14 protein-coding genes and 2 tRNA genes are annotated in these 15,403 nt (G+C 31.3%); 9 read left to right on the top strand and 7 right to left on the bottom strand.

Going from position 1 to position 15,403, the window contains the following annotated elements:
* Positions 1-104: 104 nt before the first annotated feature.
* Positions 105-1,622, bottom strand: a complete 1,518-nt coding sequence (gpmI, locus tag IM755_RS01230; RefSeq protein ID WP_194093253.1) for a 2,3-bisphosphoglycerate-independent phosphoglycerate mutase — start codon at positions 1,620-1,622, stop codon at positions 105-107.
* Positions 1,623-1,705: 83 nt separating this feature from the next.
* Complete coding sequence (locus tag IM755_RS01225) at positions 1,706-4,114, bottom strand: DUF5916 domain-containing protein (RefSeq protein WP_194093252.1); 2,409 nt, start codon at positions 4,112-4,114, stop codon at positions 1,706-1,708.
* 190 nt (positions 4,115-4,304) lie between these two features.
* Between IM755_RS01225 and IM755_RS01220 the strand changes: the two genes are divergently transcribed.
* Positions 4,305-5,036 (top strand): murein L,D-transpeptidase catalytic domain family protein, encoded by a 732-nt coding sequence (locus tag IM755_RS01220; RefSeq protein WP_194093251.1) that lies wholly within the window; start codon positions 4,305-4,307, stop codon positions 5,034-5,036.
* On the opposite strand, the gene IM755_RS01215 is transcribed toward IM755_RS01220, so the two are convergent.
* Positions 5,025-6,608, bottom strand: coding sequence for a L,D-transpeptidase family protein (locus IM755_RS01215; RefSeq protein WP_194093250.1), 1,584 nt, complete (start codon positions 6,606-6,608; stop codon positions 5,025-5,027). The two genes, IM755_RS01220 and IM755_RS01215, sit on opposite strands and share 12 nt — an antisense overlap.
* Positions 6,609-6,658: 50 nt before the next feature.
* A complete protein-coding gene (locus IM755_RS01210; protein WP_194093249.1) occupies positions 6,659-7,096 on the bottom strand; it encodes a GNAT family N-acetyltransferase in 438 nt (145 codons plus the stop codon).
* A gap of 156 nt (positions 7,097-7,252) precedes the next feature.
* On the opposite strand from IM755_RS01210, the gene IM755_RS01205 reads away from it, so the two are divergent.
* Positions 7,253-7,325: transfer RNA gene (locus tag IM755_RS01205), tRNA-Gly, on the top strand.
* Between the two features lie 34 nt (positions 7,326-7,359).
* A tRNA-Gly gene (locus IM755_RS01200) sits at positions 7,360-7,432 on the top strand.
* A gap of 34 nt (positions 7,433-7,466) precedes the next feature.
* On the opposite strand, the gene pepE is transcribed toward IM755_RS01200, so the two are convergent.
* Entirely contained in the window at positions 7,467-8,174 is a 708-nt protein-coding gene (gene pepE / locus IM755_RS01195; RefSeq protein WP_194093248.1) for a dipeptidase PepE, read from the bottom strand.
* A gap of 115 nt (positions 8,175-8,289) precedes the next feature.
* Between pepE and IM755_RS01190 the strand changes: the two genes are divergently transcribed.
* The 6 genes from IM755_RS01190 to IM755_RS01165 all read left to right on the top strand — a co-directional run bounded on the left by IM755_RS01190 (position 8,290) and on the right by IM755_RS01165 (position 13,715).
* Positions 8,290-9,045: a carboxypeptidase-like regulatory domain-containing protein gene (locus IM755_RS01190; RefSeq protein ID WP_194093247.1), complete on the top strand. Its 756-nt coding sequence runs from the start codon at positions 8,290-8,292 to the stop codon at positions 9,043-9,045.
* Between the two features lie 67 nt (positions 9,046-9,112).
* Entirely contained in the window at positions 9,113-9,868 is a 756-nt protein-coding gene (locus tag IM755_RS01185; protein ID WP_194093246.1) for a hypothetical protein, read from the top strand.
* 16 nt (positions 9,869-9,884) lie between these two features.
* Positions 9,885-10,391 (top strand): DUF6702 family protein, encoded by a 507-nt coding sequence (locus tag IM755_RS01180; RefSeq protein ID WP_194093245.1) that lies wholly within the window; start codon positions 9,885-9,887, stop codon positions 10,389-10,391.
* A 15-nt stretch (positions 10,392-10,406) separates the two neighbouring features.
* On the top strand, positions 10,407-12,683 hold the full coding sequence (locus IM755_RS01175; protein ID WP_194093244.1) for a M1 family metallopeptidase: 2,277 nt from the start codon (positions 10,407-10,409) through the stop codon (positions 12,681-12,683).
* A gap of 103 nt (positions 12,684-12,786) precedes the next feature.
* Positions 12,787-13,134: a Sec-independent protein translocase subunit TatA/TatB gene (locus IM755_RS01170; protein ID WP_194093243.1), complete on the top strand. Its 348-nt coding sequence runs from the start codon at positions 12,787-12,789 to the stop codon at positions 13,132-13,134.
* Positions 13,134-13,715 (top strand): phosphatase PAP2 family protein, encoded by a 582-nt coding sequence (locus IM755_RS01165; protein ID WP_194094430.1) that lies wholly within the window; start codon positions 13,134-13,136, stop codon positions 13,713-13,715. Before IM755_RS01170 ends, IM755_RS01165 begins: the two co-directional genes overlap by 1 nt.
* Here IM755_RS01165 and IM755_RS01160 read toward each other — a convergent pair.
* Complete coding sequence (locus tag IM755_RS01160; protein WP_194093242.1) at positions 13,705-14,751, bottom strand: glycosyltransferase family 9 protein; 1,047 nt, start codon at positions 14,749-14,751, stop codon at positions 13,705-13,707. The two genes, IM755_RS01165 and IM755_RS01160, sit on opposite strands and share 11 nt — an antisense overlap.
* Positions 14,751-15,392, bottom strand: a complete 642-nt coding sequence (locus IM755_RS01155) for an O-methyltransferase (RefSeq protein ID WP_194093241.1) — start codon at positions 15,390-15,392, stop codon at positions 14,751-14,753. Before IM755_RS01155 ends, IM755_RS01160 begins: the two co-directional genes overlap by 1 nt.
* Positions 15,393-15,403 lie beyond the last annotated feature (11 nt).

The following is a 15,403-nucleotide window of genomic DNA, read 5'->3' as shown; positions in this document are numbered from 1 at the left end:
CTATCAATTTATAAAAGTTTAACTTTTAATTTACAATTGTTGGATGTAAAAAAAAAGAGATTCAAGTTAATGAATCTCTTTTTTAAATTTATTTGAGTTGTTATTTATAATAATGATTTACAGGTCATTACTGCTGGTTTTTCAATTCCCATTAAATCTAAAATAGTAGGAGCAATGTCGCCTAAAACACCATTTTGAATATTTTTTAATTCTTTGTCAACTAAAATAATTGGAACTGGATTTGTTGTGTGTGCTGTATTTGGAGAACCATCTGGATTTATCATCGTTTCGCAATTTCCATGATCGGCGATGATTATTGTGGTGTAATTGTTTTCTAAAGCGGTTTCAACCACTTCTTTAACGCAAACATCAACAGCTTCGCAAGCTTTAATTGCGGCTTCCATTACGCCTGTGTGACCCACCATGTCGCCATTGGCAAAGTTTAAACAAACAAAATCAACTTCTGCTTTTTTAAGTTCTTCAACTAAAGCATCTTTCAGTTCAAAAGCACTCATTTCAGGTTGTAAATCGTAAGTGGCTACTTTTGGTGAATTTTTCAAAATACGCGTTTCGCCTACAAAAGGCTCTTCTCTTCCACCAGAAAAGAAGAAGGTTACGTGCGGATATTTTTCAGTTTCGGCAATACGAATTTGTTTTTTATTGGCTTTTTCTAAAACTTCGCCAAGTGTTTCTGTAATGTTGTCTTTGTCGTAAATTACGTGAACATTTTCATAGGTTTCATCGTAATTGGTCATCGTAACATAATACAAATTCAGTTTGTGCATGTTGAATTCGTGGAAGTCTTTTTGCGATAATACTTCGGTTAATTCTCTTCCTCTATCGGTTCTGAAATTGAAGAAAATCACCACATCATCTTCTTGAATTTTCGCAACAGGATTGTTGTTTTCATCCACCATCACAATAGGTTGGATAAATTCGTCGGTTACATTATTTGCATAACTTTCGTTAATAGTCGTAACCGCATTTTTAGAGTGAATTCCTTCTGCATTTACTACTAAATCGTAAGCTAATTTTACTCTTTCCCAACGTTTATCTCGGTCCATTGCGTAATATCTTCCAATTACAGAAGCTAATTTTGTATTGGTATTTTGAAGATAATTTTCTAAATCAAAAATGTATTTTGCTCCCGATTTCGGATCCACATCACGACCATCAGTAAAGGCATGAACAAACATGTTTTGAACACCACTTTCTTGAGCAGCATCAATTAAACCTCTTAAATGTGATGTATGCGAATGCACACCTCCATCGGAAACCAATCCTAAGAAATGGATGGCTTTATTGTTCTTTTTGGCATAATCAAAAGCATTTACAAGTGGTTTTTCTTGACTCATGGTTTTGTGTTCAACCGCTAAATTCAGTTTGGCTAAATCTTGGTAAACGATTCTTCCAGCGCCTAAATTCATATGACCTACCTCTGAATTTCCCATTTGACCTTCGGGTAAACCTACGTTTAAACCATCGGTTCTTAATTGTGCATTTGGGTATTTCGTATATAAACTATCAATAAAAGGAGTGTTGGCGTTGTCTATTGCAGAAACTTTTGGGTCGGGCGATTTTCCCCAACCGTCCAATATCATTAAAATTACTTTTTTGTTCATTTTTGTGTGTTTGTACAAAGATAAACAATTGGTAAATTTCTAATTGAAAAAGTAACTTAAAATTACGAAAACGATTAAGTGATTTATCCTTTTCTTATCCAGTTTTTAGCTTGGTTGTAATCTATAAAATAACGTACGCTTATAGATAAAATATGATTCAAATTGTCTTGTAATAAATTAGAGAAATTCGAATTGAAATTTTTATTAATAGTTCTGTCAAAAGTTGCAGCATTATTTCGGTATAAAATCGACATTTGACTTCCTGGAGCAAACCACCATGAATAGCTTAAATCTAAATTCCAAGTACTAAAGTTTGAGTTTTTATTACCGGTATAAGTGGTGTTCAGTGCTAAACTTCCATCTTCGTTTAAGTTGTTTATTCTGTTGTTTTCTGCCAAAGACCAATAATGTCTAACGGATAAATTAAAGTTCATTACACTACTAATCGAAAATTTACTAGATAATGAATTGGTATAAGTGTTTCTATCTCTTCTTGCAAAAATGATATTTGAGTTTTCAAAATCGATAAAACCAATATCGTTTTGTTGTCTGAAATAATCAAAGCTATACACTAATGAAAATTTGTCACTAAAACGATATCTTGGACTTACATTTATTCCTGCTTCATACCTGTTTTGATTTAAAACATGAGTAATGTAAGGATTGATGTCTATTGCAAATTTGTAATTGTAATTAGATGAAAAATAGATAAATCCACCTAAGTTTTCTGGATTAACAAAAAATCTATTGGCAACACGAGGTTCATAATAATCGTAATTTTTAAAAGGATTATAGTTTATTCCTGCTCCAAAATAGTGGTTTTTTTTGTTTGAAGAATTTAAATTAATATTAAAATTACTTGCTTGAATTTGGTTTGTTGGTGTGTAAAATTCAAAGTAAGAATTTAAGTTAATTCTGAAAGTATTAAAGGTTTTGTTTGGATTTAAGATGCGATAGTTGGTGTTTCCAGAAAATGAATAATAATTGGTTCTGAAATTGATTCCTAAATCGTTGATTTCAAAATCTTTTGACATGTATTCGCTTCCAAAGCTATATCTAAATTTTCCGTTTGTTTCAGCAAAATATAACGATGCATTATAACCATTTTTATTTTCAACATCATTAATACTACTCGATTTTAATCCTCCAGAAAGATTGTATTTGTTGGTTTTGTTGTTCAAGTCGAATAGTAATCCAGTCACGTTGGCATCTCTAAAACTTCCGTTTCTTGTAACATTTGTGTTAATGAAAGTTACTGATGAATTTTGATTAAATCGTTGGTCAAAAACCATCACGTTATAATTTGTCAAAGGAGAAACTACAATTTGTCTTGTATTATCATTATCGTCATTTGAAACCGTTGCCATTGTTTTTTCAGTGATGGCATTAAGAAAACCAATTCCCAAGCCATCTTTATCGCGACCTGAAATTTTCATTGCATTTAATAAATTTACAGCTCCTGGATACGCTACCGATTCATTTGCAGCAATGTTTAAATTCAAGTCTGGAGTTTGTCCAATTCTTCTTGAGTACAATAAATTACCTTTGCTAAATAAGTCGGTTCCTTCGGTGAAAAAGGGACGATTTTCGTTAAATTGTTGTTCGAAAGGACCTAAATTTAAAACCACATTATCAAATTTAGTTTGCCCAAAATCGGGAACTAAAATCGCATCTAACGTGAAAGCATCGTTTATTCCATATTTAACATCCAATCCTCCTTTTAATTCTCCTTTTGTTTTTTGAGCATCACTACCTGAAAGATAAAAGGAAGAATAAGGTATTAAGAACAATCGGGTTGGGGTTTTGATGTTTTCGATTCCAGTTAAAATTCCGGCTTGCTGCGAAATGGCTCCAATTTTATTATCAATAGGACTCCAAGTGTATTTTTGACGTTCTCTTCTAACTTCTCTAAAAAAGTTAAGTCCCCAAGTTTGTTTGTCTTTTTCAGGAAAACGCAATGCAGCGTATGGAATTTTCATTTCTACAATATAACCAAAATCGGTGATTTTTGCATTGCTTTCCCAAATAGCGTTCCACGAACTGTCTTCACCTTCTGATGAAGTAAAATTAGTGTCCACCTGTCCATTAGCAGCGGTTACAAAAAATCTAAATTCTTGCTGACCATCGTTGTAACCATTTATAAAAATTCCAAAAAAATCTGAAGTGCCAATTTCGTCGCGTTCAACTAATTCTTTTAAAATTTTCTCTGGATTTGGGTCGTATAATTTTGCACCTACATATATGGCATCATTAGAATATAAAATTTTCACTTCAGTTTTAAATTCTTCAGGAATTGGAGTTCCGTTTTTTGGTTCTAAAGAAACAAAGTCGGTGGCAATTTCTGCGTCTTTCCATGAAGCTTCGTTTAATTCAGCATCAATTGAAATGGTTTCAGTTGTTTTTTTAGTTGAAACACTCTTTTTTGTTTGTGAAAATGAAAAAAGAGTGCCTGTTAATAAAATAATTAAAGTGATGCCGAATCGGTTTGTCATGTAATGAATTTTGATTGCAAAAATATTGGATTACATTATATGTCTACTTTTTTTATATAATGTTTAACTTTTGTACGAATAATCGATGAAAGGTTAAAATTTTCGACAAAATACATAAAAAAGTTTGCAGGTTTAAAAATAATAAATATATTTGGCACATCACAACAACAATATAACTACAAGATTAACAATGATTTACAGATTTTTGCCCCTAATTTTATTTTGCATTTTTTCGTTCAAGCCTTTAAATACAACAGAAAATACTAAGAATGAAGTTAAATCTACTGATCCAAAATTAATTGCTGCAAATGCGAAAGCAACTTTTGAAGCTAAGACTAAATCATTTTATTCAATTATTGATGCCAATGGTTTTTCTTTACCTTCTTTTGAAAGTTTTATAGCTGCTTTTGAAGGATATGAGCAATTAAAACAACTTGGAAAAATCCAAAATGAAATTTTAACGATTGTCGATTTTAGTTTGTCATCATCTCAAGAAAGAATGTGGGTTATTGATATTAAAACACAAAAAGTAATTTTAAAGTCGTTAGTTTCTCACGGTAGAAATTCTGGTTCTGAATATGCAACTGATTTTTCAAATGCTAGTGAATCATTTAAAAGTAGTTTGGGTTTTTATGTAACAGGAGAAACTTACACTGGTAAACACGGTTTATCTTTACGTTTAGACGGAATGGAATATGGAATCAACGATAATGCTAGAAATAGAGCAGTAGTAGTTCACGGAGCTGATTATGTAAGCAAATCGTTTATTAAAAATACGGGAAGATTAGGAAGAAGTCAAGGTTGTCCGGCTGTTCCTTATGAAATACACAAAGAATTAATAGAAACGATTAAAGGTAAATCTTGTATTTTTATTTATCACCCATCAAGAAACTATGTAGTGAAATCTAAGTTAGTTTCGTAGTTTTTGAAAAAGGACTTTATCGAGTTCATAAATGTCATCTCTAAATTGCAGTTTGTCATTTTCAATCCAACTCGTCCAATAAAACAAATATACATTCACAGTGTCTTTAATAGACACTGTTTTTGTTTTTTCTTGTTTCAGAATGGAATCAATTTCGCCTCCGCTCCATTTTTCTGGATTGATTTCAGTTAATATTTGTTTGGTTAAAACCAATGGATTTTCAACTCGTACACATCCAGAACTTAATGAACGATACGTTTTCACAAAATAATCGCGATGATTGGTATCGTGTAAATAAACGGAATGGCGGTTAACAAAATTGAATTTCACCAATCCTAACGAGTTATTATAACCGGGTTTTTGAACGTATTTGTAATTATTTGCTTTTCCTGGATTCCATTCATACGGACTTACTTCTTTACCTTGACTATTGTATATTGTTAGTCTTCTTGATGGAAAATAATTTCGGTTTTTTGATGCCTCAGGAGTTAAATCTTCTTTAATGATAGTAGGCGGAATAGTCCAAGTAGGATTGAAAACAAAATTGGAGAGTTTTGAACTCAAAATGGGAGTTTTTCTTTTTGGAGTTCCCACCACAATTCGATGTGAAGCAATCGTGTCATTATTTTTTATATAATGCAACATATAATCTGGAATATTGGCAATCAAATATTTCTCACCTAAATCAGATGGATACCAACGCCAACGCTCTAAATTGGCAAATATTTGTTCAATTCGCTCGTTTTTAGTGGTGTTCAAAGCTTTTAGTGTTCCAATTCCGATAACGCCATCAGGTGCTAAACCATGACGTGCTTGAAAACGTTTTACCGCTTTAAGAGTCAAAGTATCGTAAGCCCAGGTAATGATACTATCTTTGTTTTTATAATCCTTCCAATAGGCCAAACGTTTTTTGATTTTTACCATTTCGGGTAAAGTGTCGTTTACAACAATTTTATTTTTTGTGCTTATTTTTTCAAAAGTAACGTTTGGGAATTTATCAATTTCAACTAAGCTCTTTTTAAGTAGTTGATAGACAATGTGATTTGGTTTTAAATCTTTAAAAGTTGAAGCAATAATTTTCTCTTTAATTCCTTTTTCTAATAATGAGGAAAGTGCGATTTCTTTTGGTTTTAAATCCCAATCGGTATATAATTCTTTCGGATTTAATTTTCCTTTGTGGAGATGGTTAGCTAATTTTTCAAAGGTTTCGGTAAGTAGAATGTCGTATTTTACAATATCTTCATCGTTTAATTTTGCTCTTTTGCTTTCTAAATCTTCAATGATTTTAATTTCATAGTCTTCTGGATTTAATCCATCTTCATAACAAAACTTAATTTCATTAATCAAATCTTTTCGGTTTTCATCTAAATACCAAATTTCGTGAAAGTTCATTTTTTGATAGTACAATTTTATACTGTCTGATTTGTCACTTAGTAAATCAGGATGAACGGGTCTAATGATAATATTTAAAACGGTATCTTTTATAATACTGTTGTCAAATGCAATTGGTGATGGCTCCTTTTTACAAGAAATAACCGAGAGGATTAGAAATAGAAAAGTAATTTTTTTCATAGAGAGTAGCAATTCTGATATAAATATAAGAAGAATTATTGAAAATCTTCTCAGTGTATTTTCTTGTACATTGCAAAATGAATGCCAACATCGGGAATTAAAAAAGAATCGCCAATGATTTTATAATCTAATTTTTTGTAAAACGGAACGGCATTTTCCCGTGCGTTGAACCAAATTAAATCGGCATTCAAATTAATGCAATGATTTTCAGCTTCTTTTACTAATTCGGCTCCAAATCCTTTGCCTTGAAACGCTTCTAAAACCGCCATTCCTCTAATTTGAAATTGATTTAATTCTGAAAATAAAGTATTGTTTTCTTTAAAAATAGAGATGATTCCAACAAGTTTGTTTTCTAAAAACAATCCAAAATGAGTCGTGTTTTCATCATCATCACCTTTAAACTGACAAGTTTCGATTGGTTTTCCTTTTCTTAAAACTTCATGTCGTACAGGATATGTTTCAATCGAACTGATTTTTTTTATTTTCATAATTATATAACTCATTAAAAGTTAATCTTTTAGAGAAAAGGGTTAATTCTAGGGTAAAGTTAGTACAATAGCTTTGAAAAAAATATCAAAAAAAATTTGCAATTACCAAAACTTTTAAAGTATATTTGCACCCACAAAAGTTAACGCTTTTGTTATGCGGAAGTAGCTCAGTTGGTAGAGCTCCAGCCTTCCAAGCTGGTTGTCGCGAGTTCGAGCCTCGTCTTCCGCTCTAAAACAAGATAAAGTTTTAAAAATTATCACCTGCGGAAGTAGCTCAGTTGGTAGAGCTCCAGCCTTCCAAGCTGGTTGTCGCGAGTTCGAGCCTCGTCTTCCGCTCTACAAAAAAGCCTTGCATTTGCAAGGCTTTTTTTTATTTCAATTCGTTTAGTTCGGTTTCTGGAGCTACTTCAAAAGGTGTTTCGTTTCTCTTGAAAATTCTTGCGGTTAAAGTTCCTTTTAATTTTACAGAATCGCCTTTAACTTCTAACCAACTTCCTTCTCTTAATCCTACAACAGGTTGCGGATTAAAATGATGAAATTCATTGATTCTAGTTTCACGCGTTTCTCCCATATGTGTTGAGCCTTCAATTGGATCTAAATAATGGGGATTAATATTAAAAGACACAAATCCTAAAGTTCTAAAACTAGGCGGATACACAATTGGCATATCGTTAGTAGTGCTCATCGTTAAACCGCAAATATTGCTTCCGGCACTTGTTCCAAGATACGGCGTTCCGTTTTTAACTACTTTTTCTAACGTGTCAATAACATTATTTTTATACAATTGGCTTACCAGTAAAAAAGTATTTCCTCCACCAGTAAAAATTCCTTGAGCTTTTTCAAGGGCTTCGATTGGGTTTTCAAATTCATGAATTCCTTTCACAGCGATGTTAATTTTAGCAAAAGCTTTGCTAACTTTTTTGGTGTAATCATCATGAGAAATTCCGCTAGGTCTTGCGTATGGAATAAAAAGTAATTCTTTTACATCAGAAAAGAACGATTGCAATTCAGGTAATAAATAGTCTAAATATTCACCTCCATGTAAAGTAGAAGTGCTGGCAATAATTATATTTTTCATTAAATTATTTTTTTACAAATTTATCAAATTGTATTAACATAAGTTTATCATCTCATTAGGATTTCATTTTGAAGAGAACCAATTACATTTACATATCAATTAATATGATTCCTTTATGACAAAACAATTACTTCTTTTTTTATTGTTTTTCTCTTTCTTAGGTTGGGCTCAGTCTGATACAATTATAAAAGGAAAAGTCGTTTCTACTTCTAGTAGTTTAGAAGGAATCCATATTTTAAATTTAAATAAAGGAATTGGTGTAGCAACAAATGATAGAGGTTATTTTTCAATTCGAGTTACAATTGGTGATACGTTACAATTTAGCGCCATTCATTTAATTGCAACAAAGCATATTATTGAGAAAGATGATTTTGGTGAAAATTTGTTGTTTGTAGAAATGAAATCAAAGCTCAATGAATTAGAAGAAGTTACTATTGTTCAGTATAAAAACATTAATGCAGTTTCTTTAGGAATTATTCCGAAAAATCAAAAAACGTATACTCCAGCCGAACGAAAACTTAAAGCGGCATCAGAAATGTCAATAGGTACAATTATTTCAATAGATCCTTTATTAAATTGGATTTCAGGTAGGACTAGAATGCTTAAAAAAGAAGTTGAAGTAGAAAGAAAAGAGTTTTTGATAGATAGGACAGCAGATTATTATCAAAAGGAATATTTTACAGATGTTTTAAAAATTCCTGAAGATTATGTAGATGGTTTTTTATTTTATGTGGTTGAAAACAGTCGATTTGTTATGGCAATGAAAGATAAAAATAAAACAATGGCCACTTTTATACTGTCTGAACTTGCTGTGGAATATTTGAAAGTAAGTGAGTTGCAACCTTCAATATCGGATAAGAATGAAAAATAAATATATATTATTCTTTATATTTCTTTTTAGTCAACTAGTCTTTTCCCAAGAAGTTGAGAGAAAAATTTTGAAAGGAAAGATAGTAGCAGATTCTATTGAAGTGGAAAACTTAACGGTTTTCAATATTACTTCTAACATTGGTGCTGTTACTAATGTTGATGGAAAATTTTCAATAAAAGCAAAAGCAACAGATACTTTATATATTCAAGGACTTTCCTATGATTCTAAAAAATATGTGTTAACTGAAAAAGATTTTTGGTTAGAAGAACTTGAGATTAGATTGCATTTAAAAATTACTGAGCTTAATGAAGTAGAAATTACTCCTTACACTTTAACTGGAGCTTTAAAAGAAGATACCAAACGAATTCAGGTTTATGGAGAAGCTTTCAGTGGTATTGATGCTAAGGCAGTGAAATATTATGAAGATGATGTTCGTTTAGGAACACCTGTAAATACTGCAATTTACAATCCATTAGCTCCTAATGGTTCTAATTTTGATTTAAAGTTAATAGGTAAAGGTATTGGGAAATTACTCGGAATAAAAAGTAATCCTAAAAAGAACTCAGAGCTAGTTTTTGAGGAACGAAGACAACGTGATATTCAAACAAAATCATTCTCAGATCACATGTTTGAACGTTTTACACATAATTTCTTTACAGAAACCTTGAAAATTAAGCATGAAGATATTTCAATTTTTTTGCAATATGCCGAAATGCCAGTTAAAGATTTATCATTGTTTTTAAAACCTGAATACGAGTTGCAACTCATTCAATATTTAACCGATAAAGCAAAAGCATACAAATTAGAAAATAAAAAAGAATAATTACTATTTTTACCAAATGAAGAAGAACTTTTTACGATATTTTACTCCAATTTTTTTTGTAGTTTTATTAAGCTCATTTGTTTGGCACAAATTTTATGTTTCGGTAACTCAAATCGACTATGTACCAAATAAAAAAAGGATAGAAATTACCCATCGAATTTTTATTGATGATTTAGAAAAAGCACTTGAAAAGAAATACAAGAAAAAAGTGTATTTGACTTCAACAAAAGAGTTGCCCGAAGCTGAAGCATTAATTAAAACATATCTCAAAGAAAATATTAAAATTTCTATCAATAAAAAACCTCAGGAGATTGTTTATTTAACTAGAGAAGTAGAAGGCGATGTGTTAATTTTTTATACTAAAATTGCTATATCGAAAAAAATAAATACCTTCGAAATCTTTAATTCATTATTAACGGATATTTACAAAGAGCAACAAAATATTGTTCATGTAAATATTAATAGTAACAAAAATAGCTTTTTGTTTACTAATAGTGATACGCAACAAAAAATTGACTATTAAAAGAATTGAAATATTATGAGAAAATCAATTGTACTTAGTGCTTTCTTGACTTTAGCAGTAACTTTCGGAGCAATCGCTCAGGATGTAAAACCAGAAGAAAAAAAGCGCGAACCTGGACATTATAATGAGAATAAGTTCCGTCAAATGTATGACGAAATGGCAACTCCTAACATGTTTAGAACAGCTTCTGGTGCTCCAGGACCTGCTTATTATCAACAAAAGGCAGATTATGTAATGAATTTGGAGTTAGATGATAAGAATAAAAAACTTTATGGTTCTGAAACCATTACTTATCACAACAACGCTAAAGAATCGTTAGAATATTTATGGGTACAATTAGACCAAAATATCGAAAGACCTGATTCTAAAACGCCTTTAGTAGAAAATCAAAATATGGACAAAGCCATCACTACAAGTGGTTTTGCAAAAAAATATATGGGAAGTCCTTTTCAAGGAGGTTTTAACATTGAGTATGTAAAAGACGCTAAAGGAAATCCAATGAAGTATACCATCAATCAAACCATGATGCGTATTGATTTACCTAAACCATTAAAAAATGGCGAAAAAGTTTCATTTTCAATCAAATGGTGGTACAATATTGTGAATTATATGGAAGGAGCAAACAACGGTCGTTCTGGTTACGAGCAATTTCCTGATGGAAACCGTTTGTATGTAATGGCACAGTTTTTTCCAAGAATGGCTGTCTATAATGACGTTGAAGGATGGCAAAACATGCAATTTTGGGGTAGAGGTGAGTTCGCTTTAGCTTTTGGTGATTATGAAGTAAATATTACAGTTCCTGCTGATCACGTTATGGAAGGGACAGGAGTGTTACAAAACAGAAGCGAAGTTTTTACAGCAGAACAAGTTAAAAGATGGGAATTAGCTGAAAAAACTTTTGATAAGCCAGTTGTAATTGTAACTCAAGAAGAAGCAGTTGCTAAAGAAAGTAGTTTTTCAGACAAAAAGAAAACTTGGAAATTTAAAGCACAAAATGTTCGTGATTTTGGTTTCTCTACTTCAAGAAAATTCATCATTGATGCCATGGCGGTTGATTTACCAACTAACAAACCATTAGCAATTTCAATTTATCCAAAAGAAGCAAATCCACTTTGGGGAGATTTATCTACAAAAGCGGTAGCACATACTTTAAAAACGTATTCTCATTTTACATTTGATTATCCTTATCCAAAAGCAGTTTCTGTTTCAGCAGAAGATCAAGGTATGGAATATCCAATGATTTGTTGGAATTACGGTCGTCCTGATGAAAAAGGATTTGTAAGTGATAGAATTAAATACGGAATGTTAGGAGTTATTATCCACGAGGTAGGACACAACTTCTTTCCAATGATTGTAAATTCAGACGAAAGACAATGGTCTTGGATGGATGAAGGGTTAAACACTTTCTTAGAATACTTAACTGAAACTTCTTTCGATCCAAATTTCCCTGCATCTAGAGGTCCAGCTAAAAATATTGTACCTTATATGAAAGGAAATCAAAAATATTTAGAGCCTATTATGTCAAATTCTGAAAATATTTACAACTTTGGAGCTAATGCTTATGGAAAACCAGCAACAGGTTTAAATATCTTGAGAGAAACGATTATGGGTCATGAATTATTCGACCATGCATTCAAAACATATGCGAATCGTTGGAAATTCAAACACCCAACTCCGGAAGATTTCTTTAGAACTATGGAAGATGCTTCTGCAGTTGATTTAGATTGGTTTTGGAGAGGTTGGTTCTATTCAACAGATTATACCGATATTGGTGTGAAAACTGTAAAACAATATTATGTTTCAACAGAAGCTTCAAAAGAAACTCAGGCAATGTTTAATAGAAGAGGAAGAAAAATTAGCGATGGAGAACCTATGTTGTATTTAGTTGCTGAAGATGCTCCAGATTTTAAACCTGAATTGAAAAAAGCAATGGATGTTAATAGTGTTCAAGCACTTTCTGACTATGTAAATAAAAATTATACAGCTGAAGAAAAAAATGCTTTAAAATCACCTAAATATTTCTACGAAGTAGAGTTTGAAAAGCCAGGAGGATTAATCATGCCAATCATCGTAGAGCTTCAATACGAAGATGGAACTAGTGAAATTCAAAAATTTCCTGCTCAAATTTGGAGAAGAAACAATGATACTGCTAAAAGAGTTTTTGCAACAGAGAAAAAAGTAGTAAAAATTCAATTAGATCCAAAATTAGAAACCGCCGATGTAGATGTTGAAAACAATTACTGGCCTAAAGCAGAAACAGTTTCTAAGTTTGATACATTAGAGAAAAAATAAGAATCAAGACTATCTTCGGATAGTCTTTTTTTTTGATTACTTTAAGATAAAGTAGGTGTAAAACTTTGTAACTTTGCGAAGTTAATTTTCAAAACAATACGTTATGTTTGGAATAGGAGGAGGCGAATTATTTTTCATTATTCTAGTTGTTTTAATGTTATTTGGATCAGATAAGATTCCAGATATTGCTCGTGCATTAGGTAAAGGGATGGCACAATTAAAAAATGCTACTAACGAAATAAAAAGTGAAATCCAAAAAGGAACTCAAGAAGCAGGATTAGATATGAATACTTTAACTGGTGGAGTTTCTGAAGAAATAGCTAAAGCAAAAGAAGGGATAACTAAAATGGTAAATCCTATGGAAAACATTAATTTAGATGTTCAAAATCCTATAGAGCAAGTTAAAGAAGATATTGAAAATATTACAGGACCTATAAAAAGACAAATGTAATTTTGGAACACTTAATAAACTTAGATAAAGAATTATTCCTTTTTTTAAACGGACTGGGTTCAGAACCTTTTGATGGTTTTTGGAAAATTATCACAAAACAAATCTACTGGTCACCACTTTTTATTGGAGTTTTTTATTTAATTCAAAAGAAATTAGGTTGGAAAGGTTTAGGTATTATTATTCTTTTTTTAGCAGTATTGTTAACCTTTACTGATCAAATTACGAATTTATTTAAATATTCATTCGAGCGTTTACGCCCATGTAATAATCCCGAATTTGATGGTTTAATGCGTGAAGTTATCACTAGAAAATCATTCAGTTTTTTCTCTGGTCACGCCGCAAATTCAATGGCTTCAACTACTTTTATAGTGTTGGTTATTCGAAAGTATTATAAACATACCTATTTGTTGTTCTTGTTTCCACTAATATTTGCTTTCAGTAGAATTTATTTAGGATTGCACTATCCGGGTGATATTTTAACAGGTTATTTTTTTGGTGGACTTTTCGGATTTTCGTTTTATAAACTATACAATTATACTGGCAAGCGATACAAATTCAATACAGAAATTATTACTGAATAACGGTTTTGATTTCTTTTAAAATGGCATCAATTTCTTTTCCATTAGTATCTATCCCGAAACTATTATTAGAATAAGGTTGGTATAAATTTTTGTCAGTTACTGAAAAAAGTCCAATGGTAGTTGTATTAGTGGAACTAGACAAATGCATAATACCACTATCAGCTCCTATAAAAAGTTTCGTATTTGCAATTAAAGCCGCAATTTCACGTACTTCTTTACTGAAATAGGATGGCGCTTTAAAATCAATTTGTGAAACATTTTCGGCAGGTAAAATCTCAATGATAGTATAGTTTTTAAATTCATTTTTTAATGCTACATAAAAAGTATTCCACCATTCTTTTGGGTATTTTTTCTCACTAGTTGCATATGTGAAAATACATATGGTTTTTTGAGTATTTCCAGTAAGTTTAAATAAGTCGTCCGTTCCTTTTTTTAGTTCCTTTGAATCTAAGCGTATGTTGATTTTCGGAATTGTAGTATCAGGTAAATCTAATCCTAATGCTTTAATTTCTTCTCTAAAATCGTAAACAGGACGTTTAGCGTTATGTAAGTAATCATTGTGAATGGAAGAATCCAAATCTTTAATTCTTCCAAATACTTTGTATTTTGATTTTGTTATTTTAGTTGCAATGGAACCAGAAGAAGAATAACTAACCGTGTTGATAATTAAATCATATTTATGTCTGCGTAAGTAAAACCAACAGCCTAAGTATTTTATGAATTCTTTAAAATGTTTCCTGGGTAATGCAATTATCTTATTTACTTCGGGATAGTTTTTAAATAGTATTGGGCCGAGATTACCTTTCAGAAAAACATCAATTTTTGCGTCAGGGAAAGTAGTAATTACTTCTTGTAATAAAGGTGTAATTAGCAGTTGATTTCCCAGTCTGTGATTTGGTCGAACAATTAATATTCGTTTAATTTCAGATGCGTTTTTTATACTATTATGTGTTGATTTTGTCTCGTTAATCGTTTTTACAAATAGGTTTTTTGTAATGTTTTTTCTGAATAAGTTTATTTTTTCTTTGAAAGTCATTATAAAACTCGGCTAACGGTTAAACCATCACGAATAGGCAACAAAACGGTTTCTACTCTTGGGTCAGTATTCAGTAGTTGATTGTAGTCTAATAAAACAGGTGTGCTTTTATCGTTAGGTTTTACTTCTTCCAACACTTTTCCGCTCCACAACACATTATCGGATAAAATAATTCCACCTTTGTTCATCATTGGAACTATTAAGTGGAAGTAATTCACGTAGTTTTCTTTATCAGCATCAATAAAAACCAAATCGAATTTTTTATTTAAAGTTGGGATAATAGCTATCGCATCACCTAGGTGTTGAAAAATTTGGTCTTTCCATGGAGAAGCATCGAAATATTTTCTTTGAAAATCTACTAATTCTTCTTCAATATCAATCGTATCTAAAGTTCCGTTTTCAGCCAATCCTTCAGCTAAACATAAAGCAGCATAACCCGTATACGTTCCAATTTCCAAAATATGTTTCGGACGAATGATTTTTGAAAGCATACTCAAAACTCTACCTTGAAAATGACCACTCAACATACGAGGTTGCATTATTTTTTGATGAGTTTCTTTGTTTAATTTTGCTAATAACTCAGGTTCGGCTTGTGAATGATTGGCAACGTAATCTTCTAAATCTTCTGATATGAAATGCATAGTGAAATCAA

The organism is Flavobacterium proteolyticum (genome assembly GCF_015223105.1).
GTDB lineage: Bacteria > Bacteroidota > Bacteroidia > Flavobacteriales > Flavobacteriaceae > Flavobacterium > Flavobacterium proteolyticum.
Note: the sequence above shows the minus strand (reverse complement) of the source record. Positions and strands in the feature narration are given on the sequence as shown.